20 protein-coding genes and 3 tRNA genes are annotated in these 23,418 nt (G+C 60.3%); 14 read left to right on the top strand and 9 right to left on the bottom strand.

Going from position 1 to position 23,418, the window contains the following annotated elements; all coding sequences use genetic code 11:
* Positions 1 to 66: 66 nt before the first annotated feature.
* From NAO55_RS20375 to mobA, 3 genes are all read right to left on the bottom strand, one after another.
* A tRNA-Pro gene (locus NAO55_RS20375) sits at positions 67 to 143 on the bottom strand.
* 134 nt (positions 144 to 277) lie between these two features.
* A complete protein-coding gene (locus tag NAO55_RS20370; protein ID WP_102840353.1) occupies positions 278 to 499 on the bottom strand; it encodes a YgdI/YgdR family lipoprotein in 222 nt (73 codons plus the stop codon).
* Between the two features lie 4 nt (positions 500 to 503).
* On the bottom strand, positions 504 to 1,154 hold the full coding sequence (gene mobA / locus NAO55_RS20365) for a molybdenum cofactor guanylyltransferase MobA (protein ID WP_102840354.1): 651 nt from the start codon (positions 1,152 to 1,154) through the stop codon (positions 504 to 506).
* A gap of 228 nt (positions 1,155 to 1,382) precedes the next feature.
* Between mobA and NAO55_RS20360 the strand changes: the two genes are divergently transcribed.
* Positions 1,383 to 2,411: an acyltransferase family protein gene (locus tag NAO55_RS20360; protein ID WP_102840412.1), complete on the top strand. Its 1,029-nt coding sequence runs from the start codon at positions 1,383 to 1,385 to the stop codon at positions 2,409 to 2,411.
* 57 nt (positions 2,412 to 2,468) lie between these two features.
* On the opposite strand, the gene NAO55_RS20355 is transcribed toward NAO55_RS20360, so the two are convergent.
* On the bottom strand, positions 2,469 to 2,783 hold the full coding sequence (locus NAO55_RS20355; RefSeq protein WP_102840355.1) for an I78 family peptidase inhibitor: 315 nt from the start codon (positions 2,781 to 2,783) through the stop codon (positions 2,469 to 2,471).
* Between the two features lie 186 nt (positions 2,784 to 2,969).
* On the opposite strand from NAO55_RS20355, the gene NAO55_RS20350 reads away from it, so the two are divergent.
* Positions 2,970 to 3,371 (top strand): PA2779 family protein, encoded by a 402-nt coding sequence (locus NAO55_RS20350; protein ID WP_102840356.1) that lies wholly within the window; start codon positions 2,970 to 2,972, stop codon positions 3,369 to 3,371.
* Positions 3,368 to 4,318 carry a PA2778 family cysteine peptidase gene (locus NAO55_RS20345; RefSeq protein ID WP_102840357.1) on the top strand — a complete coding sequence of 317 codons (951 nt, stop codon included), beginning with the start codon at positions 3,368 to 3,370 and terminating at the stop codon, positions 4,316 to 4,318. Before NAO55_RS20350 ends, NAO55_RS20345 begins: the two co-directional genes overlap by 4 nt.
* A gap of 6 nt (positions 4,319 to 4,324) precedes the next feature.
* Here the strand turns inward: NAO55_RS20345 and NAO55_RS20340 are convergent, their stop codons facing one another.
* Positions 4,325 to 5,608: an NAD(P)/FAD-dependent oxidoreductase gene (locus tag NAO55_RS20340; RefSeq protein WP_102840358.1), complete on the bottom strand. Its 1,284-nt coding sequence runs from the start codon at positions 5,606 to 5,608 to the stop codon at positions 4,325 to 4,327.
* Positions 5,609 to 5,775: 167 nt separating this feature from the next.
* On the opposite strand from NAO55_RS20340, the gene NAO55_RS20335 reads away from it, so the two are divergent.
* From NAO55_RS20335 to NAO55_RS20295, 9 genes are all read left to right on the top strand, one after another.
* A tRNA-Val gene (locus NAO55_RS20335) sits at positions 5,776 to 5,852 on the top strand.
* Positions 5,853 to 6,080: 228 nt separating this feature from the next.
* A complete protein-coding gene (gene thrS, locus NAO55_RS20330; protein ID WP_102840359.1) occupies positions 6,081 to 8,003 on the top strand; it encodes a threonine--tRNA ligase in 1,923 nt (640 codons plus the stop codon).
* Complete coding sequence (infC, locus tag NAO55_RS20325; RefSeq protein ID WP_172974169.1) at positions 8,003 to 8,554, top strand: translation initiation factor IF-3; 552 nt, start codon at positions 8,003 to 8,005, stop codon at positions 8,552 to 8,554. The genes thrS and infC overlap by 1 nt, the downstream gene beginning before the upstream one ends.
* Positions 8,555 to 8,616: 62 nt before the next feature.
* On the top strand, positions 8,617 to 8,811 hold the full coding sequence (gene rpmI, locus NAO55_RS20320; protein WP_003298367.1) for a 50S ribosomal protein L35: 195 nt from the start codon (positions 8,617 to 8,619) through the stop codon (positions 8,809 to 8,811).
* A gap of 27 nt (positions 8,812 to 8,838) precedes the next feature.
* Positions 8,839 to 9,195, top strand: coding sequence for a 50S ribosomal protein L20 (rplT, locus tag NAO55_RS20315; protein ID WP_003282569.1), 357 nt, complete (start codon positions 8,839 to 8,841; stop codon positions 9,193 to 9,195).
* A 173-nt stretch (positions 9,196 to 9,368) separates the two neighbouring features.
* A complete protein-coding gene (pheS, locus tag NAO55_RS20310; protein WP_063541073.1) occupies positions 9,369 to 10,385 on the top strand; it encodes a phenylalanine--tRNA ligase subunit alpha in 1,017 nt (338 codons plus the stop codon).
* Between the two features lie 36 nt (positions 10,386 to 10,421).
* Positions 10,422 to 12,800 (top strand): phenylalanine--tRNA ligase subunit beta, encoded by a 2,379-nt coding sequence (gene pheT / locus NAO55_RS20305; protein WP_102840360.1) that lies wholly within the window; start codon positions 10,422 to 10,424, stop codon positions 12,798 to 12,800.
* A 3-nt stretch (positions 12,801 to 12,803) separates the two neighbouring features.
* On the top strand, positions 12,804 to 13,106 hold the full coding sequence (gene ihfA, locus NAO55_RS20300; RefSeq protein WP_003282572.1) for an integration host factor subunit alpha: 303 nt from the start codon (positions 12,804 to 12,806) through the stop codon (positions 13,104 to 13,106).
* The gene (locus NAO55_RS20295) at positions 13,087 to 13,443 is read left to right on the top strand and encodes a MerR family transcriptional regulator (RefSeq protein ID WP_063541047.1); all 357 of its coding nucleotides are present in this window, start codon (positions 13,087 to 13,089) and stop codon (positions 13,441 to 13,443) included. The genes ihfA and NAO55_RS20295 overlap by 20 nt, the downstream gene beginning before the upstream one ends.
* 139 nt (positions 13,444 to 13,582) lie before the next feature.
* On the opposite strand, the gene NAO55_RS20290 is transcribed toward NAO55_RS20295, so the two are convergent.
* From NAO55_RS20290 to imuA, 4 genes are all read right to left on the bottom strand, one after another.
* Positions 13,583 to 13,659 (bottom strand) — tRNA-Pro (locus NAO55_RS20290).
* 160 nt (positions 13,660 to 13,819) lie between these two features.
* Complete coding sequence (locus NAO55_RS20285; protein WP_102840361.1) at positions 13,820 to 16,900, bottom strand: error-prone DNA polymerase; 3,081 nt, start codon at positions 16,898 to 16,900, stop codon at positions 13,820 to 13,822.
* Positions 16,897 to 18,309 (bottom strand): Y-family DNA polymerase, encoded by a 1,413-nt coding sequence (locus NAO55_RS20280; protein WP_102840362.1) that lies wholly within the window; start codon positions 18,307 to 18,309, stop codon positions 16,897 to 16,899. The genes NAO55_RS20285 and NAO55_RS20280 overlap by 4 nt, the downstream gene beginning before the upstream one ends.
* A gap of 8 nt (positions 18,310 to 18,317) precedes the next feature.
* A complete protein-coding gene (gene imuA, locus NAO55_RS20275; RefSeq protein ID WP_102840363.1) occupies positions 18,318 to 18,935 on the bottom strand; it encodes a translesion DNA synthesis-associated protein ImuA in 618 nt (205 codons plus the stop codon).
* Between the two features lie 340 nt (positions 18,936 to 19,275).
* Here imuA and mtnA point away from each other — a divergent pair, with 340 nt between their 5' ends.
* Together mtnA and gyrA are read left to right on the top strand one after the other, a co-directional pair.
* Entirely contained in the window at positions 19,276 to 20,352 is a 1,077-nt protein-coding gene (gene mtnA, locus NAO55_RS20270; protein ID WP_102840364.1) for an S-methyl-5-thioribose-1-phosphate isomerase, read from the top strand.
* Positions 20,353 to 20,488: 136 nt separating this feature from the next.
* Entirely contained in the window at positions 20,489 to 23,302 is a 2,814-nt protein-coding gene (gyrA, locus tag NAO55_RS20265; RefSeq protein WP_256070302.1) for a DNA gyrase subunit A, read from the top strand.
* Positions 23,303 to 23,418: the final 116 nt, after the last annotated feature.

The following is a 23,418-nucleotide window of genomic DNA, read 5'->3' as shown; positions in this document are numbered from 1 at the left end:
CGAGCATAAAAAAACCGGCGCTTAGGCCGGTTTTTTATGTGTTCAACTGATGCTGAACGCGGGATTTGGTCGGAGCGACTGGATTCGAACCAGCGACCTTCTCGTCCCGAACGAGACGCGCTACCAAGCTGCGCTACGCTCCGAAGATGGCGCGCATTCTACAGAAAAAGTTTGGCTGCACAAGACGTTATGCACGTTTTTTTGATTGAGAGGGCTGCCCAACGCGAGTGTCATCAGTCCCTGCGCCGCCTCGTTAGAGCGGCGCAGGGACCGAGGTTCATAACTCTCGTACGGTGCGCACCTGATCCTTGTTGACTTTTCCGGGCTTGCCGTCGAGCTGTTCATACTCGTAGAAGCCGGACTCATCGTCGAAGTCGGGCCGATCGAGAGTTTGAATTTCCCGACCGTCGTTCAGGGTGATCACGCTTGGGTTGGCGCAGCCGGCGAGCATGCCGAAGCCCAGCGCAAGAACCAGGGTCGCGAAGTAGCGTTGGCGCATGAGGCTATTCCTTCTGAAGTATGGTTAACACATCGGACGGAACGCCCCCAGATGAAGTTCCCAGCGCAAGCTCGGCGGCTGCAAGCAGTTCCGGGGTGTTTAGATTGGCAAGGCGAATGTCGTCTTCGGCGACCCGAACGGCATGCGCTCCGAGCTTCAGTAGAAGCCGCTGCGGGCTGCGCTCGCCGGCCAACCAATGAGCTTCGACCTCTGGTGTCAACGAGGTCGGGATGATGCTGAACAATGGTTCCCACTGCTGTCCGCGGCGCAGCATGACCGGTTTGCCCGGTGCTGCGATTGCGGCGGAGCAAAGTGATCGAAGCAACTGTTGGTCGATCAACGGCGTATCGCAGGGTAGCAGCAGCAGCCATTGGCCGCGCGCAGCTGCCAGGCCGGCTCGTATACCTGCAAGGGGCCCAGGGTAATCTTCGCTGGCGTCATGCACCAGTCGATCCGCGTAGATCGCATAACGCGATCGGTTGCGGTTGCAGGAAACAAGCAGGTCTTCCGTCATGGGGCGTACCAGATCGTGTAGCCAGGCGATCAGCGGACGCCCGCGCCATTCGATCAGGCCTTTGTCCCGTCCACCCATGCGCTGCCCGCGACCGCCGGCGAGCAGCAGAATCGAACAGGATGGCAGTCTCAAGTCGGGCACGCTTCGGATCCGAGTAGGTTGAGGGCTGATCCGGCATGACAAGCCGCTCGCCGAGTGAGCTGCGCCGGCTGTAGGGGCATTTGGGGCGAGTTGAGCATGCTCGATAACAGTCCGCAAGCCCGGGCGCTAAACCAACCGAAAAAGCTGTTGTCTATTTCCACCATCCGCTTGTTCCTGAGTAGCGGATGCCGCCTGCTTATTTGGCTGACATACAAGGAGAACAACACCATGCAGGAGAGAAACGTTTGGGTTGACTATGCCAAGGCGATAGGGATCATCCTCGTTGTGTACGGGCATGTCGCGCGAGGGGTATTCAACGCGGGGCTGCCGATGGATGAGGCAGAGTTCGTGCTGGTGGATAGCATCATCTACAGCTTCCACATGCCGCTGTTCTTCTTTCTGTCCGGGTTGTTCTTCTTTGACTCGCTGCAGAAGCGGGGCAGGGGCGGGTTGATCATCAACAAGATCGATACGATCGCGTATCCGTTTATCGTCTGGTCCCTGCTGCAGGGTTTGTTCGAAGTCGCGCTCTCGAACTACACCAATGGCCAGGTGACTTTGGTCGAGGTTTTCTCACTGCTGTGGATGCCTCGGGCGCAGTTCTGGTTTTTGTATGCGCTGTTCCTGGTGTTCGTGGTTTGCACCTTTCTTTATGCGAAGGCAGATCGCCGGTTCTTCCTGCCGTTTGTAGTGCTGTTTGGTGTGTTGTTCGTTTTCCAGCAGGACCTGACCATCAACAACATGACGCGCTTCATCCTGGGCAATACAGTGTTTTTTGCGTTGGGTGTCTGGTTCAACGAAGTCAAGGCTTTCTTTCTGGCGCGATATTCTTCGCTCACGCTAGTCTTCGGAGCCATGTTCATAGCTGGGCAGTATCTGTTTCACGTGACGTTTGGCATGAATTACACCGATGGTGGTTTGCCGGTCTTGGCCTTGGCCACTGTCTCCATTTTCTTCATGGTCGCGCTGTCGATGTGGCTTGGGCAGTACCGGGTCGACTGGTTGCTGTTCATCGGCGCTTCGTCGATGACCATCTACCTGATGCATATCCTGGCGGGCAGTGGTGTACGCGTGATACTCAGTAAGTTCATGGGGATCGATTCGATTACGGTCCATTTGTTGGTCGGTACGCTGATCGGTACCGCCGCCCCGTTGGTGGCGCAGCTGATCATTAATCGGTACCGGCTGCACTTTCTGCTTGCTCCGCCGAAGCGAATTTCGGCATCGCACTTCCGTATGCGCAAAGCCCTTGCGTAATAGAGCTCCGGACCGCTCGACATCATTGCCGAGCGGTCCGTGGCAGTCTCGGCATAGTCAACCGCAGCTGACGCGTTCGATCTTCATGCTTGCGTCGGTATTGATGTTGAGTCTCCGCGGATTGTATTCCAGGGTAACGATATCGTCGGGGCGCAGGATCCGTGCTCTTTCGGCATTGGAAAGTTGCCTCGCTTGCTCAAGGACTTCAGGGGTCGCTGTTCTACCTACAAAGTGCTGTACCACATCGGAATTACAATGCCCCTGCCTCTGAGTCGGCGTATCAGCGACCGATGGTTGCGTGGCGCTCTTGCACGCGGCCAATAGCAGCACAGCGGTGGTGATGATCAGCGCATTGCGATTGAGTCGGAACATGACATCTCCTTTCACTTCTGGGGTTTGGGAACGCGACTATTATGAATAGTGCCGATACGGACGTGACCTGAAGTATGCGGGCCTGCGGGTGTTCTGCCGGTACGGCCAGACGGGAACCGAAGCGCTGTTATTGCGTCTGATGGCGTTGTGCAATCCAGCAGTCAACGAAAACAAGGAGTGACCACGATGTTCAATTCCCCACTGCTCAAGCGTATCGCGGCGATGCTCGCTGCCCTGCATCTGCTATTAGTGGCTCAGATCCCATTGGCGCAAGCGGCCATGATCGGTACGCCGGAAGTCGTTACGGAACAACAGCAGCAGGTGGATCGGCAGCAACTGCTGACCATGCTGGACGATCAAGAAGTGCAGAAAAAGCTCGAATCGATGGGCGTTGAGCGTGACCAGGTCGAGAAGCGCATCAATAGCCTGACTGCGGCCGAACTGGCGCAATTCAATCAGCAGCTTGATCAGGCGCCTGCTGGTGCCGGCGTCGTCGGCGTGATCGTTCTGTTCCTAGTCATCTTCATCATTACTGACATGCTTTGCGCGACCAACATCTTCAATTTCGTCAATTGCATCAACCGTTGAGTCGACTGCTGCTGGTACTACTGTTGGCCGGACTGGTCGGAGGCTGTGCATCGTCGAGAATTTCCATCGACGATGCAGACCTTCCGTCTGCGGCTGAGCTGACCGAAGTGCCGTTCTACCCTCAGGAAGCCTATCAGTGCGGGCCGGCTGCGCTTGCTACCATGCTGGCGCAGCGGGGCATTCCTGCTGATCCGGATGTGCTCGTGGATCAGGTGTACATCCCGGAGCGAAGGGGCAGCCTTCAGGTGGAAATGGTCGCCGCAGCGCGGGCGGCGGGGCTTCTGGTCTATCCGCTGCGCTCGCGCCTGGAGGACGTGCTGGCGGAAGTGGCGGCCGGCAATCCAGTTCTTGTTCTGCAGAACCTGGCGTTCGATCGTTGGCCGCAATGGCATTTCGCGGTTGTGGTGGGTTACGACCTTGTCGAACAACGGCTCGTGTTGCGCTCTGGTACCACCGAGCGTTGGATCGCCTCCTTTCGTGACTTCGAACGCACCTGGTCCAAGGCCGAGCGGTGGGCCGTCGTGACGCTTAAGCCGGATCAGCTTCCGGCGACGGCACGAGAAACCGTCTGGTTGCGTAGTGCAAGTGATCTCGAGCAGGTTGGGCAGGTAAGCCCGGCGAGAGTCGCCTACGAGGCGGCGGTTGCTCGTTGGAGATCTTCGCTCGGGTTATTTGCGCTGGCCAACAGTCAGTACGCGGCCGGGCAGAAGGAAATGGCGGAGCGGTCGTTGCGGGATAGCATCGCTACGGACCCAGGCTTCGCCATTGGCTGGTTCAATCTTTCGCATGTGCTGGCCGAGCGTGGATGCCATGTCGGTGCGCAGCAGGCGCGGTCCTGCGCTAAGCGTCTGGCGCCAGACGACCCTCGTTTCGATGCGCCGCTGCCGGCAGTCACGCGGGAGTCGGCAGCATCGTGCCAGCCGGTGCCGCCGTGCGGTGCTCGCTAGGTAACATCAGAAGCCCAGTCTGTCGCGCAGGCTGTAATAGAGGGCTCCAAGTGCGCTGAGTGGCGCCTGGAAGCGTTGCCCGCCAGGAAATGGATAGTGGGGGAGGCTGGCGAATGCATCGAATCGTTCGGCCTGGCCGCTCAATGCTTCGGCGATGACCTTCCCGGCAACATGGGTGTAAGTGACACCATGCCCGCTGCAACCCTGCGAATAATAGATATTGTTGCCCAGGCGGCCCACCTGAGGCAGTCGGGAGAGCGTGAGCAGGAAATTGCCGGTCCACGCATAGTCGATTCTCACCTTGGCCAGCTGCGGGAACGTCTTGAGCATTTTGGGGTGGATAATCGATTCGATGTCAGCAGGGTCTCGAGCTCCGTAGACGACCCCCCCGCCATAGATAAGGCGCTTGTCGGCCGAGAGGCGGTAGTAATCGAGCAGGTAGTTGCAGTCTTCCACGCAGTAGTCCTGAGGGAGGAGGCTGCGCGCCAGTTCGTCATCGAGTGGCTCAGTGGCAATCACCTGGGTTCCGCAGGGCATGGACTTGGCGGCTAGCTCCGGTATCAGATCGCCCAGATAAGCGTTGCCGGCGACCACCACGAATTTTGCACGGACATTGCCGGTGGGGGTGTGTATCAAAGGCTGTTCGCCTCGCTCGATTCGTACGGCGGGGGAGTTTTCGTATACGACGCCGCCTAACGATTCGACGGCAGCGGCTTCGCCGAGCGCCAGATTAAGCGGGTGGATATGGCCGCCTTGCTTGTCGAGCATGCCGCCGATGTACCGATCACTGGCTACGACCCGCTTGATGCCCTGCTCATCGAGCAGCTCCAGCTGGTGGTAGCCATATCGTTCCCACAGTGCCTTCTGTGCTTCGAGGTGATGCATCTGTTTCTGGCTTAACGCCGCAAACACGCCGCCGTCCTTCAGATCGCACTGGATGTTGTAGCGTGCGACCCGCTCGCGGATGATCCTGCCGCCCTCGAAGGCCATTTGACCGATCAATTTGGCTGCCGAGCTATCGACGCTTCGTTCGATGCTGTCGAGGTCGCGGCTGTAGCTGTTGACGATTTGCCCACCGTTGCGGCCAGAGGCGCCAAAACCGACCTTCGCCGCTTCCAGCACAGTTACGCTGAAGCCCTTTTCGAGCAGGAACAGGGCGGTAGAAAGCCCGGTATACCCGGCGCCGATGACACATACATCCGTTTGCTTCGCTTCTTGCAGTGCCGGGCGCTCCTTGGTCATGTTTGCGGTGGCGGCGTAATAGGAGGCCGGGTAGGGGGTGTTCGGCATATTGGAATCTCTGTTCTGAATCTTTTACGGATGCTAGCGCTTAGCCGCACGACTCGCCAGTGACTGAGCGCTGAGAGGGGCTTTTTCAAATTTTCCAAATATCAGTGAGTTAGCTGAAAAAACCGCTTGACCTTTTTTTTCGAGTCTTTAGAATGCGCCCCCATCGAAGGCACATAGCTCAGTTGGTTAGAGCACCACCTTGACATGGTGGGGGTCGTTGGTTCGAATCCAATTGTGCCTACCAATTCGAATAAAAGGGTCGCGCAAGCGACCCTTTTTTTTGGCTCGCTTGTCAGGATCTCGGCATTCTGAAAGTATCGCCAGTCGTGTTTTCCCAGTGACTTCGGTCCGGTAGAGAGTAAGCCTTCAGGCTCCTGCCACTGTGCGGTGGGAATGCTCGCCGGGTCGCTTTCCTGGCTCATCCCAACCCATGTGGCCTTTGGTACGGGTCACCACTAGGAGAGGAGGCGCCATGCCCACCATTACTCTTCCCGATGGCAGTCAGCGTTCGTTCGATCACCCGGTTACCGTGGCTGAGGTGGCTCAGTCCATTGGTGCTGGCCTGGCGAAGGCGACGCTCGCCGGTAAAGTCGACGGTAGATTGGTCGATGCCTGTGATCTGATCGACGCGGATGCTTCCTTGCAGATCATTACGCCTAAGGATGAGGAGGGGCTGGATATTATTCGCCACTCCTGTGCGCACCTGATCGGTCATGCAGTAAAGCAGCTGTATCCGACTGCGCGCATGGTTATCGGGCCGGTCATCGATGAAGGCTTTTATTACGATATCGCCTATGAGCGGCCCTTTACGCCTGATGATGTCGCGGCCATCGAGCAGCGGATGCGTGAGCTGATCGAGCGTGATTACGATGTCGTCAAGAAGATGACTCCGCGCGCCGAAGTCGTCGAGGTCTTCAAGTCCCGAGGCGAGGATTACAAGCTGCGTCTGATCGAGGATATGCCCGATGAGCAGGCGATGGGTTTGTACTACCACGAAGAATATGTCGACATGTGCCGAGGCCCGCATGTGCCGAATACCCGTTTCCTCAAGGCGTTCAAGCTGACCCGCATTTCCGGGGCCTACTGGCGTGGTGACTCAAAGAACGAACAGCTGCAGCGCATCTATGGCACTGCCTGGGCCGACAAAAAGCAGCTGGCCGCTTACATCCAGCGCATAGAGGAGGCCGAGAAGCGCGATCATCGTCGCATCGGCAAGCAGCTCGACCTCTTTCATACGCAAGAGGAAGCGCCGGGTATGGTCTTCTGGCATCCGGCCGGCTGGACCCTGTACCAGAACCTCGAGCAGTACATGCGTCAGGTGCAGCGCGAGAACGGCTATCAGGAGGTGCGTACGCCGCAGGTGGTCGATCGTATCCTGTGGGAAAAGTCCGGGCATTGGTCCAACTACGCCGAGAACATGTTCACCACCTCGTCGGAGAATCGCGATTATGCGGTAAAGCCGATGAACTGCCCGTGTCATGTGCAGATCTTCAACCAAGGCCTGAAGTCCTATCGTGATTTGCCGCTGCGCATGGCTGAGTTCGGCGCCTGCCACCGTAACGAGCCTTCCGGCGCGCTACACGGCATCATGCGTGTGCGCGGCTTCACTCAGGATGATGCGCACATCTTTTGCACCGAAGAGCAGGTGAAGAAGGAGGCTGCCGACTTCATCAAGTTGACGCTCAAGGTCTATGCCGATTTCGGTTTCAGCGACATCGCCATGAAGCTCTCCACTCGTCCAGCCAAGCGTGTCGGCTCCGATGAGTTGTGGGATCGTGCAGAGGGTGCGCTGGCCGAGGCGCTCAACGAGTCCGGGCTGGCATGGGAATATCAGCCGGGCGAAGGAGCATTCTACGGACCGAAGATCGAGTTCACCTTGCGTGATTGCCTGGGGCGTAATTGGCAATGCGGCACCCTGCAGTACGATCCGAACCTGCCTGAGCGCCTGGATGCCAGCTTCGTCGCTGAAGATAATAGCCGCCAGCGGCCGGTGATGCTGCACCGTGCCATTCTCGGTTCGTTCGAGCGTTTCATCGGTATGCTCATCGAGCACTACGCTGGCGCATTCCCTGCTTGGCTCGCTCCGACTCAGGCGGTGATCATGAATATCACCGACAAGCAGGCTGCATTTGCCATGGAAGTCGAGAAAAGCCTTGTCCAAAGCGGATTCCGTGCCAAGTGTGACTTGAGAAACGAAAAGATCGGCTTTAAAATCCGCGAGCATACTTTGCTCAAGACTCCTTATCTCTTGGTTATCGGGGATCGGGAGGTTGAGACTCGATCCGTTGCTGTGCGCACCCGTGAAGGCGTCGATTTGGGCTCCATGCCCCTCGATCAATTCGCGCAGCTGTTGGCACAGGCGGTTTCCCGGCGTGGTCGCCAAGAATTGGAGTAATGACTATTAAGCGTGAAATGAGACAGGATAAACGAACTGCACCCAAGGCCCCGATCAACGAGAATATCTCGGCTCGTGAGGTCCGTTTGATTGGCGCTGATGGCGAGCAGATTGGCATCGTCTCGATTGATGAAGCGCTGCAGGTTGCAGAAGAGGCCAAACTGGATCTGGTTGAGATCTCTGCCGATGCGAATCCTCCGGTGTGCCGGATCATGGATTACGGCAAGCACCTTTTCGAGAAGAAAAAGCAGGTCGCTGCGGCGAAGAAGAACCAGAAGCAGGTTCAGGTCAAAGAAGTAAAGTTTCGTCCAGGGACGGAGGAGGGGGACTACCAGGTCAAGCTACGTAACCTGGTGCGTTTCCTGAGTGACGGGGACAGGGCCAAGGTATCCTTGCGATTCCGCGGTCGTGAGATGGCTCATCAGGAGCTGGGGATGGAACTGTTGAAGCGGGTCGAGACAGATCTCGCTGAATACGGTTCGGTCGAGCAGCATCCGAAGATGGAAGGACGCCAGCTGATCATGGTCATCGCTCCCAAGAAGAAAAAGTAACCTCCAGGGCACTGGCAGGCCTTGCGGTTATTTGTAATCACCCACAATGTGGAGTACTGAACATGCCAAAGATGAAAACCAAAAGTGGTGCTGCGAAGCGCTTCAAGAAGACTGCTAACGGCTTCAAGCACAAGCACGCTTTCAAGAGCCACATCCTGACCAAGATGACCACCAAGCGTAAGCGTCAGCTGCGCGGTTGCTCGCAAGTGCATCCGTCTGACGTCGCAAAAGTGGAGCGCATGCTGCGCGTTCGTTGATCCGGTCAAGACTCAGAGGAATAACTCATGGCTCGTGTTAAGCGTGGCGTCGTTGCCCGTCGCCGTCACAAGAAAATTCTGAAACTCGCCAAAGGCTACTACGGTGCGCGTTCTCGCGTATTCCGCGTTGCCAAGCAGGCGGTAATCAAGGCAGGCCAGTACGCCTACCGTGACCGCCGTCAGCGCAAGCGTCAGTTCCGCGCTCTGTGGATCGCCCGTATCAACGCCGGTGCTCGTGTCAACGGTCTGTCCTACAGCCGTCTGATCGCCGGTCTGAAGAAGGCGGCCATCGAGATCGATCGCAAGGTTCTGGCCGATCTGGCAGTGAACGAAAAAGCAGCCTTTGCTGCGATTGTCGAGAAAGCCAAAGCTTCTCTGGCTTAAGCCCCGGCAATCACGGATCTTCGGATTCGTTGTAAGTCATCGATAGGGGAAGAGCCTTGTGCTCTTCCCCTATTTCGTATCTGGAAGGGGCTTTTGCAAAAGTGCGCTTGGCGACAGCCTGCATGAGGCGTCTAGCCAGTGCGGTTCTGCAAGAACCTCTGGAGGTTATGTACATGGAAAATCTGGATGCACTGGTCTCGCAAGCGCTAGAGGCCGTGCAACGAAGCGAAGACATCGGTGCCCTTGAGCAGGTCCGTGTTCAGTACCTTGGCAAGAAGGGCGAGCTGACTCAGCTGATGCAAACGCTGGGTAAGCTGTCTGCCGAAGAGCGTCCGCAGGCCGGCGCGTTGATCAACGCTGCCAAGAATCAGGTGCAGGATGTGCTCAATGCTCGCAAGGCCGATCTGGAACAGGCTGAGCTAGAAGCCAAGCTGGCTGCTGAGCGAATCGATGTAACCTTGCCGGGCCGCGGTGAGGCGTCCGGCGGGTTGCATCCGGTGACCCGTACGCTGGAGCGAGTCGAACAGTTCTTCAGTCATATCGGCTACAGCGTTGCGGAGGGCCCAGAGGTTGAAGACGACTATCACAACTTCGAAGCGCTGAATATTCCGGGGCATCATCCCGCGCGGGCGATGCACGACACTTTCTACTTCAATGCCAACATGTTGCTGCGCACACACACTTCGCCCGTGCAGGTGCGCACCATGGAATCTCGCCAGCCACCGATTCGAATCGTATGCCCAGGCCGCGTCTATCGCTGCGACTCGGATATCACCCACTCGCCGATGTTTCATCAGGTCGAAGGTCTGCTGGTCGACGAAGGTGTCAGCTTTGCGGACCTCAAGGGAACTATTGAGGAGTTCCTCCGCGTGTTCTTTGAGAAGCCACTTGGCGTGCGCTTCCGTCCATCATTCTTCCCTTTCACCGAGCCGTCTGCGGAAGTCGACATGCAGTGCGTGATGTGTAGCGGCAAGGGTTGTCGTGTCTGCAAGCAGACCGGCTGGCTCGAGGTCATGGGTTGCGGCATGGTGCATCCAAACGTATTGCGGATGTCGGGAATCGATCCGGAGCGCTATTCCGGTTTCGCCTTTGGCATGGGCGTCGAGCGCCTCGCCATGCTGCGTTACGGCGTCAATGATTTGCGTCTGTTCTTCGACAATGACCTGCGGTTCCTTGCGCAATTTCGCTAGTGCCGCCGCCCGTCAACGCATATTTAGGAGAACAGGATGAAATTCAGTGAACAGTGGCTGCGGAGCTGGGTCAATCCGCAGGTTTCGCGTGAAGAGTTGGTTGCCCGCCTGTCCATGGTTGGGCTTGAAGTCGATGCCGTGACGCCGGTTGCCGGCAGCTTCAGTGGTGTGGTCGTCGGCGAGGTGCTGGAAACAGCGCAGCACCCTGATGCCGACAAGCTCAGAGTTTGCCAGGTCAGCAACGGCAAGGAGACTTTCCAGGTGGTGTGCGGCGCGCCAAACGTGCGCCCTGGACTGAAGATTCCTTTCGCCATGATCGGGGCCCAGTTGCCGGGTGACTTCAAGATCAAAAAGGCCAAGCTGCGTGGCGTTGAATCCAACGGCATGCTGTGTTCTGAAACCGAGCTGCAGATAGGCAGCGACGACAGCGGTCTGATGGAGCTGGCAGCTGGTGCGCCGGTTGGCGCCGATCTGCGCGAATACCTTGATCTAGACGATGTAAGCATCGAAATTGGTCTGACGCCGAACCGCGGCGATTGCCTGTCGCTCGCCGGTTTGGCTCGAGAGGTCGGAGCGATCTACGGAGCTGAAGTGCGTTCTGTGGATTTTGCTGCGGCTAAGGTTGTGCACCAAGACGTACGTCCGGTCGAGGTTCTAGCCCCGAAGGCATGCCCACGCTATCTCGGACGGGTAATCCGCAATGTCGACCTGTCGCGCCCGGCGCCCCTCTGGATGGTAGAGCGCCTGCGTCGCTCCGATATTCGCAGCATCGATGCGGTTGTCGATGTCACTAACTACGTGATGCTTGAGCTGGGTCAGCCGTTGCACGCATTCGATCTCGATGAGATCAAGGGCGGCATTCGGGTCCGTATGGCAGACGAAGGCGAAAAGCTGGTTCTGCTGGACGGCCAGGAGATCGTCTTGCGCAGCGATACGTTGGTTATTGCCGACCATGAGCGACCGCTTGCTATCGCCGGGGTAATGGGGGGGGAACACAGCGGTGTGAGCGCCTCCACTCGCAGCATCTTTCTCGAAAGTGCGTTCTTCGACACCATCGCGTTGGCCGGCAAGGCGCGCTCATACGGCCTGCATACGGATGCCTCGCATCGCTTCGAGCGTGGCGTCGACTCGCAGCTTCCACGTCGTGCAATGGAGCGGGCAACCAATTTGCTCCTCGAAATCGTTGGTGGAGAGGCGGGCCCGATCGTCGAGGCGGTCAGCGAAGGTGATCTGCCAAACATTGCCCCGGTAACCCTACGTGCCGAGCGCATCAACCAGATGTTGGGGTTGGAGCTGGACCATGGCGAAGTAGTGCGCTTGCTGACCTCGCTGGGACTCACCGTTGCACACGAGGCTGAGGGGCGTTGGCAGGTTTCCGTTCCGAGTCATCGATTCGACATCAGCCTGGAGGTCGATCTGATCGAGGAGCTGGGACGCCTGTACGGCTATGACCGTCTACCCGTACGTTACCCGCAGGCCCGTCTCGCGCCCGTTGCGAAGCCCGAAGCGCGTGCGGAACTGCCATTGCTGCGACGTTTGTTGGTGGCGCGTGGTTATCAAGAAGCGATCACCTACAGCTTCATCGATCCCAAGCTGTTCGAGCTGTTCAGCCCTGGCGTGAAACCATTGGAGCTGGCCAATCCGATTTCGGCAGATATGGCTGCAATGCGCGCATCGCTCTGGCCAGGGTTGGTCAAGGCATTGCAATACAACCTCAATCGACAGCAGTCGCGCGTTCGCCTGTTCGAGGCGGGGCTGCGATTTGTTGGTCAGCTGCCCGGGCTCGAGCAGGACGCCATGTTGGCAGGTGTGGTGACGGGCACTCGTGAGCCCGAGGGTTGGGCGAATACCAGCGAAACGGTGGACTTTTTCGACGTCAAGGCAGATGTCGAAGCATTGCTCGCGTTTGCCGGCAACGCTGGCGCCTATCGTTTCGTGCCAGGTGAGCATCCAGCATTGCACCCAGGGCAAACCGCTCGGGTCGAGCGTGATGGGCAGTTGGTCGGATTCGTTGGCAGTTTGCACCCGGAGCTGGCGAGCGCGTTGGGTATCGATCAGCCTGTCTATCTATTTGAGCTCAAGCTTGCCGAGATAGCCGAGGGGCGCATGCCATCCTTCGCCGAGCTTTCGCGCTTCCCGGAAGTCCGTCGGGACCTTGCGGTTCTGGTCGGGCGCGAGGTGATGGCTCAGGACATGCTGGACTGCATTCGCGTCGTCGCGGGCGCGAATCTGACCGACCTCAAGCTATTTGACGTCTATCAGGGAAAAGGTATTGATCCTCTTAGCAAAAGTGTGGCAGTCGGCTTGACCTGGCAGCACCCTTCGCGCACTCTAAACGACGATGAGGTGAACGAAACGATGCAGAAGATCCTCACCTCCTTGGAAGAAAGGTTCAATGCCACGTTAAGGAAATAGCGTATGGGGGCTCTGACGAAAGCTGAAATGGCGGAACGTCTATATGAAGAGCTGGGCTTGAATAAGCGCGAGGCCAAGGAACTGGTCGAGCTGTTTTTCGAGGAGATTCGTCAGGCGCTCGAGCACAATGAACAGGTCAAGCTATCCGGTTTCGGCAATTTCGACCTGCGCGACAAGCGACAGCGCCCAGGACGTAATCCTAAAACTGGAGAGGAAATTCCTATCACGGCACGTCGTGTTGTAACGTTCCGTCCAGGGCAGAAGCTCAAAGCCAGGGTCGAAGCATATGCTGGAACCAAGTCATAACGACGAACTCCCGACGATACCGGGCAAACGTTACTTCACTATCGGAGAGGTCAGCGAGCTCTGCGCGGTGAAGCCTCACGTTTTGCGTTATTGGGAGCAGGAATTTCCCCAGCTCAACCCAGTGAAGCGCCGTGGTAACCGACGTTACTACCAGCGTCAGGACGTCCTGATGATTCGTCAGATTCGTTCGCTTCTCTACGAGCAGGGCTTCACGATCGGAGGAGCCCGCCAGCGTATGTCAGGCGAGGAAGCACGGGAAGACACGACGCAGTACAAGCAACTGATCCGTCAGATGATCTCGGAGTTGGAAGAAGTGCTTCAGGTGCTGAGGAAGTAGTCGATCTGAATGGATTCGAGATCTGGCGGTGATTATGCTCAAAAGGAGTTGGGGAGGATAAAATAGTCCTCACGCTGTTGAGTTCGGAGCGACCAAAAAAAATCCAATCACCGCTAGGTGATTGGATTTTTATGTGTTTTGGTCGGGACGGAGTGATTCGAACACTCGACCCCTTGCACCCCATGCAAGTGCGCTACCAGGCTGCGCTACGCCCCGACGGTCGCTATCAGCACTGCTGAAAGCGGATGGAACTATACATTAAGCATCTGAAAATGTGAAAGTTTTTTCAGGCCATATCGACATCAATTCATATGGCTTGAAAGTATGCTGGTGCACGGCCCGGCTTCCAATCCCGGCGAAACCGTTCTGCGCACGATCACTGAAAATCCCGGCTGCGCACATCAAGCCCGGTGAGCAGGGGCGTGAGGTCGCTCAAGCGGCCGGCGATCAGATGTCGTACGCCGCTGGCTGACTCCAGATGGCCATCCACGCGAAGCAGTTGCGACTGGATCAAGGGCCGCCTCTGGCGCTCGGCCAGGTCGCGCCAGACCACCACATTGACCATGCCGAACTCGTCTTCCAAGGTGACGAAGATGACACCGCTGGCTGTCTGTGGGCGTTGCCGGCCGATCACCAGGCCGGCGACGCTGACCGGCCGGCCATGCTCGATAGTGGCCAGTTCCCGCGAGCTTCGGCAGCGCCGGGCTTTCAATTCTTCCCGCAGCAAGGCCAGGGGATGCGGTCCCAGTGTCGTGCCGAGGGTCGCGTAGTCGTTGAAAAGGTCTTCGCTCACCGAAGGCAGTGGCAGGTTGATGGAGGTTTCCTCCGGTGCGGGCAGGCTGGCGAACAGCGGCAGCTGTGGTTCGATTCCGGCGACGGCCCAACGCGCTCGATGTCGATGGCCGGCCAGGCCGCGCAGGGCGCCGGCATCGGCGAGCTGCTCACGCGCACGCGGTTCGAGCTCGGCGCGCAGGCACAGGTCATGGATGTTCGTAAATGGCTGGCGTAGGCGTGCGGCTTCGATACGCTGGGCATCGGTTTCCCGAAAGCCGCGCACCATGCGTAGCCCCAGGCGGATCGCCGGCTGTGCCTGGCGGCTTGGCTCGAGGCTGCAATCCCAGCCGCTGTGGCGAACGTCCACCGGGCGGATTTCCAGCCGGTGGCGACGGGCGTCCTGGAGAATCTGGTCAGGGTTGTAGAAGCCCATCGGCCAGCTGTTGATCAGGGCGCAGGCTAATGCAGCCGGCTCGTGACGTTTCAGCCAGCAGCTGGCATAGGTGAGCAGGGCAAAACTCGCCGCGTGTGATTCGGGAAAACCGTAGCTGCCGAACCCTTTGATCTGCTCGAAGATCCGCGCGATGAAGTCGGGCTGGTAGCCTTTGGCGAGCATTCGCTCGGTCAGTCGCACGCGGTGGGGTTCCAGGCTGCCGTGACGCTTCCAGGCGGCCATGGCACGGCGCAGCTTGTCGGCCTCGTCTGGAGTGTATTCAGCCGCCACGATCGCCAGTTCCATCACCTGTTCCTGAAAAAGGGGCACGCCAAGGGTGCGCTCGAACACCGGTTTCAGTTCTTCGGACGGGTAATCCACTTTTTCTTCGTCGTTACGTCGACGCAGGTAGGGATGCACCATGTCGCCCTGGATCGGTCCGGGGCGGACGATGGCGACCTGGATGACCAGGTCGTAGAAGGTCTTCGGGCGCAGACGTGGCAGCATGGCCATCTGTGCACGTGATTCGATCTGGAACACGCCGATCGTATCGGCCCGACTGATCATCTCGTAGGTGGGCTTGTCCTCCGCGGGCAGCGTGGCGATGGTCCAGCGCGTGCCGCGATAGTGTTCGATTAGGTCGAAACAGCGACGTATCGCGCTGAGCATGCCCAGTGCCAGCACGTCGACCTTGAGCAGACCGACCGCATCGAGGTCGTCCTTGTCCCACTGGATCACCGTGCGGTCGGCCATGCTGGCATTCTCGATCGGCACCAGGGTGTCGAGCGGCTGTTCGGAGATCACGAAGCCGCCAGGGTGCTGGGACAGGTGACGGGGAAAGCCGATAAGCGCATCGGTCAGCACCAGGACCCGGCGCAGAACCGGATTGTCCGGATCGAAGCCGGCCTCGCGCAGTCGCGAGTCGTCGGGTATGTGCTCACTCCAGCGTCCACAGCAGCCAGCCAGGGCGTTGATCTGGTCCGGCGGCAGGCCCAGCGCCTTGGCGACATCCCGCAGGGCGCCGGTGGCGCGGTAGCTGCTGGCGACGGCGGTGAGGGCGGCGCGATTACGCCCGTAGCGCTGAAAGACGTACTGGATGACCTCCTCGCGGCGGTCGTGCTCGAAATCCACGTCGATATCGGGCGGCTCGTTGCGCTCGCGGGAGAGGAAACGCTCGAACAACAGTTTGCTGCGCACCGGGTCGAGTTCGGTGATGCCCAGTACGAAGCAGACGCTCGAGTTGGCCGCCGAGCCCCGACCCTGGCAGAGAATGCCCCGCTCGCGGGCGAAGCGAACGATGTCATGCACGGTCAGGAAATAGCTTTCGTAATGCAGGTCGCCGATCAGCTCCAGTTCATGTTCGAGCTGCGCGCGTGCCTTTTCCGGGATGCCGTCCGGCCAGCGCCAGCGTGCGCCATCCTCGACCAGCTTGCGCAACCATGAGGTGGTGTCATGTCCAGGCGGGACCAGTTCGTGGGGGTAGTGATATTTCAGCTGGTCGAGCTGGAAATGACAGCGCTGGCTGATGCGAAGGGTTTCGCTGAGCAGTGCGGCTGGATAGAGCTGGGCCAGCTCCTCGCGCGACCGCAGGTGGCGTTCGCCATTGGGGAAGAGGTGGCATCCGGCCTCGGCGACCGGCAGATGGTGGCGGATGGCGGTCATGCAGTCCTGCAATGCCCGTCGACCGCGGGCATGCATGTGCACGTCGCCACAGGCCACGGCGGGTATGCCCAGGCGTGAAGCCTGGGTCAGGGATTGCCGCAGATGCAGCGCGTCGTCCGGCCCCCGATGCAGTTCGATGCCGAGCCACAGCCGCTCGCGAAAACATTCGAGCAGCCATCGACCGTCGGTGTCGGCGCCGGCGTGACCGGGCAGCCAGATCGCCAGCAGTCCCTCTAGCGACCCCTCGCTCAGGTCTTCGCGCAGTGCCTGGTAACGACCTTTCTCGGCCCTTCGGCGGGCACGGGTGATCAGCTGGCACAAGGCCTGGTAGCCGGTCAGGTTTTCCACCAGCAAGACCAGTTTGGGCCCGCCCTCGATCTGCACCTCGCTGCCAATGATCAGCGGCAGACCGGTGTCCTTCGAGGCCTGCCAGGCGCGCACGATACCGGCCAGGCTGCATTCGTCGGTGATCGCCAGAGCGTGATAGCCCTGGCGCTTGGCGCGCTCGAAGAGTTCGCGCGCGCTGGATGCTCCCCGCTGGAAGCTGAAGTTGGACAGGCAGTGCAGCTCGGCATATTCGGCGTTCATGCGAACCAGCCGTGCAGCAGCAGCGGCCCTCCGGTAAGGGCGCGAAACGCCCAACCCTGTTGGCCGGAAGTGGTTTGCACCCGATAGTAGTCGCGTCGCGCGTCAGCACCATCCCACCAGCCGGACTCGATGCGCTCGGGACCAGCCAGGGTGAGCAGACCCTCTTCGCGCAAGGGCTGCGGGGTGTTCAGCAGCCAGCCGGGGCGCAAACCTACTTGAGGCAAGGGTTCGGTGTGGGCGAGGCTGCTTTCCCGCCAGGCGCATTCCGGGCGGTGGTCCGCTCGTGCGCTCAGCGAGACTACAGCGTCGTCACCCAGTCGGGCGCGGAGGCGTTCGCGCAGTTGCTCCCAGGGCACATTCTGCTGCGGGCGCTCGTCGAACAAGGCCTGATGAGCCGGCGTGAAGGCTGGCAAATCACGAGCCAGCAGACGCACGGCCAGGACGGGGGCAGGCAGTTGCAGATGCTCGAGGCGGCCACGGGTCAGTTCGAACAGCATGGCGGGCTCGCGTTCGGTACTGAGCAGGCCGACCGGCACCTCGCTGTCGGGCAGGGTGCGATGTTCCAGGTACAGACTGAAATGCTGGACGCCGCTGTCCCGCCCGGCGAGAAAGGCGGCCAGGTCGGCGGTCAGCCTGCGCAATGGAAACAGCAGAGCCTGGTGGGACTCCACCTCGAAATTCAGTTCGATGCGGGTGTCGAAGACATCCGGCGGGCGGTAGAACTCCAGAGGCAGCGGCCGATGCCCGAGCAGGGTGTCGAGCTGGGCCAGCACTTCGGCCGGAAAGCGTCTGGCCAGGCTGTCGCGCGGCAGGGCGAGCAGTTGATGAAGATGGCGCAGGCCCATGCGTACCAGCGATGTGCTGACTTCACGGGGCAGGCCGAGGCGCTCTATCGGCAGTACCCCGAGCGCCTGATGCAGCGTGGCTGTATCGGTCACGGCCAGCCCGTCGTGGGCATTGGCAAGGATGCGCGCGGCCGCCGGGTTGGGTGCCAGGGTGATGCGGTGGCGGAAGCCCAGGGCCGTGAGCTCGTCGCGCAGGCGCGTCTCGAATCGTGGCCAGGGGCCGAACAGGCCGAGGCTGGAATGCACCTCCAGCAGCAAGCAGCGCGGGTAGTGCAGGCTGACCTGGGCACTGTAGCCGTAACCCCAGGCCGCCAGGAACTGCTGCCAGCGTTCGATCATCAGCGGGTCGTAATCGGCGGTGGCGAAGTCGTGGGTCAATGCCTGGGCTGCGACCAGCGATTGCCCTGGCTTGAGGCCGAGTTTGCGGGCGGCCGCGTTGACGGCCTGCAGCACGCGGCGCTGTGGCGGGCCGGCGAGCAGAACCAGTGGCGCGGCGGTATCGTCGCGGTGGCGCAGGATGCCGTCCATGGCCAGTTGCGGCAGCAGAATGCAGGCCCAGAGCATCGTCGCACCTATTGCCAGGCGCTGGCCGGTAGCGACCGGGCCGGAGCCAGGCCACCGCGGCACTTGATGACACGCAACTGCACCGGTTGTGCCTCGAGGGTCAGGCGCAATGCCGCAGGCGACGGATTTTCCGCTTCGCGCAGCGGGCGATAGGCAAAGGCCAGGGTCTGGCCGGTTTCGGCGGCTATCTGCAGTCGCCGCAGGGCGCGGTCGTCGGCCCGTCGCGGCCAGCACAGCACGGCGGCGCAACTGCCGGAGCGCAGGCACTGTTCGGCGCTCCACAAGACATCACGGTCCTTGGCCTGGACGATGACCAGATGGCGCAGATCCACTCCAGCCGCAAGCCAGGCCTGGGGGCAGGGGCGATGGGGTGGGGCGACCAGCACGACACGTTCACCGGCGCGGGTCAGCCTGGCGAGGGTCGGCCAAAGCAGGCGCAGTTCGCCGATACCGGGGGCTGCGAAAAGGATCTCGCTGAGCGCCGAATCCGGCCAGCCGCCAGCGGGCAGGAGCGCATCCAGCATGGCATGCCCGGTCGGTTGGGTGGCCTTGGGAGATGCAACGGCCTGGCCACGCCAGATGCAGCGAGCATCCAGCAGGCGGTCTAGGGCGACCACGGAAGACATGAAAGAAACATCCAAAATTACTGTATATGGATACAGTATTAGGCTGTCATGCACTGGTCAAGCTGACCCGGATAGGCGCGCGCATCCGGTGATCTGGCGGCAGGGCGCGCCCCGCTATTCGATGGGAACTGACATGACCTAGGTATCAATAGCGTTGCTTGTGCTTGGAAAATCAGTGCATTAGCATTCGCGCCCGGGTTGCGGCGGCCGAGGCGTCGCACCGCTGTTTCCCGGTCATATTTGATATAGAAGCCCGGTTCGCCCGCGATCCGGGCTTTTTCTTTGCTGTGCGGGGCGCATCATGGGTCCTGCTTCGACGAAGCTGAACGAGGGAAATACCGTGCGTGAGCGACTGCTGGCTGCGGAAAAGGTGAAGTCGATCGAGTGGCATGGCGATCGCCTGAGCCTGCTCGATCAGCGCAAGCTGCCGACCGAAGAGGTCTGGCACAGTTGCGATTCTGCCGCTGCGGTCGCTGGCGCCATTCGCGACATGGTCGTGCGCGGCGCGCCTGCCATCGGCATCAGTGCGGCCTATGCGCTGGTCCTGGCTGCCCGTACGCGCATGGCGGCCGGTGGTGATTGGCGGCAGGCGCTGGAGGAAGATGTCGCGCTCCTTGCTGCATCGCGTCCCACGGCGGTCAATCTGATCTGGGCGCTGAAGCAGATGCGCGAACGTCTCGAACGCCTCAAGCCAGGCGAGGATCCTTGCGCGGCACTGGAGGCCCAGGCCATCTCGATACATGAGAGCGATCGGGAGGCCAATCTGGCCATGGCGCAGTTCGGTGTCGACCTCATTCGTCGCCATCAGGGCAATCCGCAGAACCTGCTTACTCACTGCAACACCGGTGCCCTGGCGACCGGTGGTTTCGGTACCGCGCTCGGTGTCATCCGCGCGGCGCATCTCGATGGGTTGGTGGAGCGCGTCTACGTCGACGAGACCCGTCCCTGGCTGCAAGGCTCCCGCCTGACTGCCTGGGAATTGCTGGGCGATGGCGTGCCGACCACGCTGAACGTCGATTCGGCCGCGGCCCATCTGATGAAGACGCGGGGGATCTCCTGGGTGGTCGTCGGAGCCGATCGCATCGCCGCCAATGGCGATGTGGCGAACAAGATCGGTACCTACCAGCTCGCGGTTCTAGCGATGCATCACGGCGTGCGTTTCATGGTGGTGGCGCCGAGCTCATCTATCGACATGACGCTGGAAAGCGGCGATGAGATTCCCCTCGAAGAGCGTGCCGGCAGCGAGCTGCTCGAGGTCAATGGCCAGCGTTTCGCAGCTGATGTCGAGGCATTCAATCCAGTGTTCGATGTAACACCGGCTGATCTCATTGATGTCATCGTCACCGAGAAAGGGGTGGTCGAGCGCCCGACCGCGGCGAAGATGGCCGATTTGATGAGCCGCAAACGCTTGCATTGAACCTGAATCGATCGGCCCGCGAGCGGGCCATGCAGACAAGCCGCAGCCGTGCGCAAGGCTCAGCTTATAGCCGCCGTCTGTGTTACCATCCCGCGCTTATCGCAGGACCCTGCTGACTATAAGGAACCAGGCTTCCATGGGCGAACTGGCCAAAGAAATCCTCCCGGTCAATATCGAAGACGAGCTCAAGCAGTCCTACCTTGATTACGCCATGAGTGTGATCATCGGCCGTGCGCTGCCGGACGCGCGCGATGGCCTGAAACCGGTGCACCGTCGCGTGCTCTACGCCATGAGCGAGCTGGGCAACGACTGGAACAAGCCGTACAAGAAATCCGCCCGTGTGGTCGGTGACGTGATCGGTAAATACCACCCGCACGGCGACTCCGCGGTGTACGACACTATCGTGCGTATGGCGCAGCCGTTCTCGCTGCGCTACATGCTGGTCGACGGTCAAGGCAACTTCGGTTCGGTCGATGGCGACAGTGCCGCGGCTATGCGTTACACCGAAGTGCGCATGGCCAAGCTGGCGCACGAGTTGCTGGCCGACCTGGACAAGGAAACCGTCGACTGGGTGCCCAACTACGATGGCACCGAGCAGATTCCGGCAGTCATGCCGACCAAGATCCCCAACCTGTTGGTCAACGGTTCCAGCGGTATCGCGGTCGGTATGGCCACCAACATCCCGCCGCACAACCTGGGCGAAGTCATCGACGGCTGCCTGGCGCTGATCGACAACGCCGATATCACCATCGATGAGCTGATGCAGTTCATTCCCGGCCCCGATTTCCCCACCGCGGGCATCATCAACGGCCGCGCCGGCATCATCGAGGCCTATCGCACCGGTCGTGGCCGCATTTATATCCGTGCGCGCGCCGATATCGAGGACATCGACAAGGTCGGCGGCCGTCAGCAGATTGTCATCACCGAGCTGCCGTATCAGCTGAACAAGGCGCGGCTGATCGAGAAGATCGCCGAGCTGGTGAAAGAGAAGAAGATCGAAGGCATCACCGAGCTGCGTGACGAGTCCGACAAGGACGGCATGCGTGTAGTCATCGAGCTGCGTCGTGGCGAGGTGCCGGAGGTGATCCTCAACAACCTCTATGCCCAGACCCAGCTGCAGAGCGTGTTCGGCATCAACGTGGTGGCGCTGGTCGATGGCCAGCCGCGCACGCTGAACCTCAAGGAACTGCTGGAAGCCTTCGTCCGTCACCGCCGCGAAGTCGTCACCCGGCGTACCGTGTACGAACTGCGCAAGGCGCGCGAGCGCGGGCACATCCTCGAAGGCCAGGCAGTTGCGCTGTCCAACATCGATCCGGTGATTGCCCTGATCAAGGCCTCGCCGACGCCGGCCGAAGCCAAGGATGCGCTGATCTCCACTGCCTGGGAGTCGAGCGCGGTCGAGGCGATGGTCGAGCGCGCCGGGGCAGACGCCTGCCGTCCAGAGAATCTGGACCCGCAATACGGTCTGCGCGACGGCAAGTATTTCCTCTCGCCGGAGCAGGCCCAGGCGATCCTCGACCTGCGTCTGCACCGCCTGACCGGTCTCGAGCACGAGAAGCTGCTCGCCGAATACCAGGAAATCCTCACCCAGATCGGTGAGCTGATCCGTATCCTGACCAACCCGGTGCGGCTGATGGAAGTCATCCGCGAGGAGCTGGAGGGCGTGAAGCGCGACTTTGGCGATGCGCGGCGCACCGAGATCCTCGAGTCCCGTCTCGACCTGACTCTGGCCGACCTGATCACCGAAGAAGAGCGCGTCGTCACCATTTCCCATGGTGGTTATGCCAAATCCCAGCCGCTGGCCGCCTATCAGGCGCAGCGCCGCGGCGGCCGTGGCAAGGCCGCGACCGGGGTGAAGGAAGAGGACTACGTCGAGCATCTGCTGGTCGCCAACAGCCATACCACGCTGTTGCTGTTCTCCAGCAAGGGCAAGGTGTATTGGCTGAAGACCTATGAGATTCCCGAGGCCTCGCGCACTTCGCGTGGGCGTCCGCTGGTGAACCTGCTGCCGCTGGACGAGGGCGAGCGCATCACCGCCATGCTTCAGGTCGATCTCGAGGCCCTGCGCAAGCAGGCTGCCGAGGGTGACGAGGAGCTGGACGACGCCGAAGGTCTGGTGATCGAGCATGACGACGTCGACGTCGACGATGTCGAGGGCGACGACGACAGCGATGAGAAGGACGAACCCACCGGTGCCTACATCTTCATGGCGACGGCCAAGGGGACGGTCAAGAAGACACCGCTGGTGCAGTTCAGTCGGCCTCGTACCTCCGGTCTCATCGCACTGAAGCTGGAGGAGGGCGACACCCTGATCGCCGCCGCCGTGACCGATGGTGCCCAGGAAGTGATGATGTTCTCCGACGGCGGCAAGGTCATCCGCTTCAAGGAAAGCAAGGTTCGCATCATGGGCCGCAATGCCCGCGGTGTACGTGGCATGCGTCTGCCGGAAGGGCAGCGGATCATCTCGATGCTGATTCCAGAGCCCGACGCGCAGATCCTAACCGCCTCGGTACGCGGCTACGGCAAGCGCACCGCGATGGAAGAATTCCCCCGGCGCGGTCGCGGTGGTCAGGGCGTAATCGCCATGGTGACCAACGAGCGCAACGGTCCGCTGGTCGGTGCTGTGCAGGTGCTCGAGGGTGAAGAGATCATGCTGATCTCCGATCAGGGCACGCTCGTGCGGACCCGTGTCGACGAAGTTTCCTCGCTGGGCCGCAACACCCAGGGCGTCACGCTGATCAAGCTGAGCAAAGGCGAACACCTGGTCGGTCTGGAGCGGGTGCAGGAGCCGTCCGAGGAAGAGGTGCTGGAAGAAATCGAGGCGCTGCTCGATGACGATGCCCTCGAGAAGGAGATGCCGGTCGTCAGTACCGAGCCGAGTGAGGACGAGTTGCTAGGCGGTGGCGGCGACGTGTCGCCGGACGTGGTGCCGACCGACGACGAAGACTGATTGGCGATAACGCCATCCGTTAGAAAGCAGCACACCGGGCAGACGGTAGCGAGGCGGTCGGTAAACGAAGCCGGCCGTCGAGCCCGGGATTCAATATCGAGCAAGAGCGAGAGAAC

The sequence above is a fragment of the Stutzerimonas frequens genome (genome assembly GCF_024448335.1).
In the GTDB taxonomy this organism is placed as follows: domain Bacteria; phylum Pseudomonadota; class Gammaproteobacteria; order Pseudomonadales; family Pseudomonadaceae; genus Stutzerimonas; species Stutzerimonas frequens.
This window is presented reverse-complemented; position numbering and strand designations above follow the sequence as displayed.

What these genes read in the sequence shown, in the direction of transcription:
- rplT (WP_003282569.1), top strand. Translation starts at nt 8,839, where the DNA reads ATGGCTCGTGTTAAGCGTGGCGTCGTTGCCCGTCGCCGTCACAAGAAA.
- NAO55_RS20350 (WP_102840356.1), top strand. Translation starts at nt 2,970, where the DNA reads ATGTTCAATTCCCCACTGCTCAAGCGTATCGCGGCGATGCTCGCTGCC.
- NAO55_RS20295 (WP_063541047.1), top strand. Translation starts at nt 13,087, where the DNA reads ATGCTGGAACCAAGTCATAACGACGAACTCCCGACGATACCGGGCAAA.
- NAO55_RS20370 (WP_102840353.1), bottom strand. Translation starts at nt 499, where the DNA reads ATGCGCCAACGCTACTTCGCGACCCTGGTTCTTGCGCTGGGCTTCGGC.
- NAO55_RS20280 (WP_102840362.1), bottom strand. Translation starts at nt 18,309, where the DNA reads ATGCTCTGGGCCTGCATTCTGCTGCCGCAACTGGCCATGGACGGCATC.
- NAO55_RS20285 (WP_102840361.1), bottom strand. Translation starts at nt 16,900, where the DNA reads ATGAACGCCGAATATGCCGAGCTGCACTGCCTGTCCAACTTCAGCTTC.
- rpmI (WP_003298367.1), top strand. Translation starts at nt 8,617, where the DNA reads ATGCCAAAGATGAAAACCAAAAGTGGTGCTGCGAAGCGCTTCAAGAAG.
- infC (WP_172974169.1), top strand. Translation starts at nt 8,003, where the DNA reads ATGACTATTAAGCGTGAAATGAGACAGGATAAACGAACTGCACCCAAG.
- thrS (WP_102840359.1), top strand. Translation starts at nt 6,081, where the DNA reads ATGCCCACCATTACTCTTCCCGATGGCAGTCAGCGTTCGTTCGATCAC.
- pheT (WP_102840360.1), top strand. Translation starts at nt 10,422, where the DNA reads ATGAAATTCAGTGAACAGTGGCTGCGGAGCTGGGTCAATCCGCAGGTT.
- pheS (WP_063541073.1), top strand. Translation starts at nt 9,369, where the DNA reads ATGGAAAATCTGGATGCACTGGTCTCGCAAGCGCTAGAGGCCGTGCAA.
- gyrA (WP_256070302.1), top strand. Translation starts at nt 20,489, where the DNA reads ATGGGCGAACTGGCCAAAGAAATCCTCCCGGTCAATATCGAAGACGAG.
- NAO55_RS20355 (WP_102840355.1), bottom strand. Translation starts at nt 2,783, where the DNA reads ATGTTCCGACTCAATCGCAATGCGCTGATCATCACCACCGCTGTGCTG.
- NAO55_RS20360 (WP_102840412.1), top strand. Translation starts at nt 1,383, where the DNA reads ATGCAGGAGAGAAACGTTTGGGTTGACTATGCCAAGGCGATAGGGATC.
- imuA (WP_102840363.1), bottom strand. Translation starts at nt 18,935, where the DNA reads ATGTCTTCCGTGGTCGCCCTAGACCGCCTGCTGGATGCTCGCTGCATC.
- ihfA (WP_003282572.1), top strand. Translation starts at nt 12,804, where the DNA reads ATGGGGGCTCTGACGAAAGCTGAAATGGCGGAACGTCTATATGAAGAG.
- NAO55_RS20340 (WP_102840358.1), bottom strand. Translation starts at nt 5,608, where the DNA reads ATGCCGAACACCCCCTACCCGGCCTCCTATTACGCCGCCACCGCAAAC.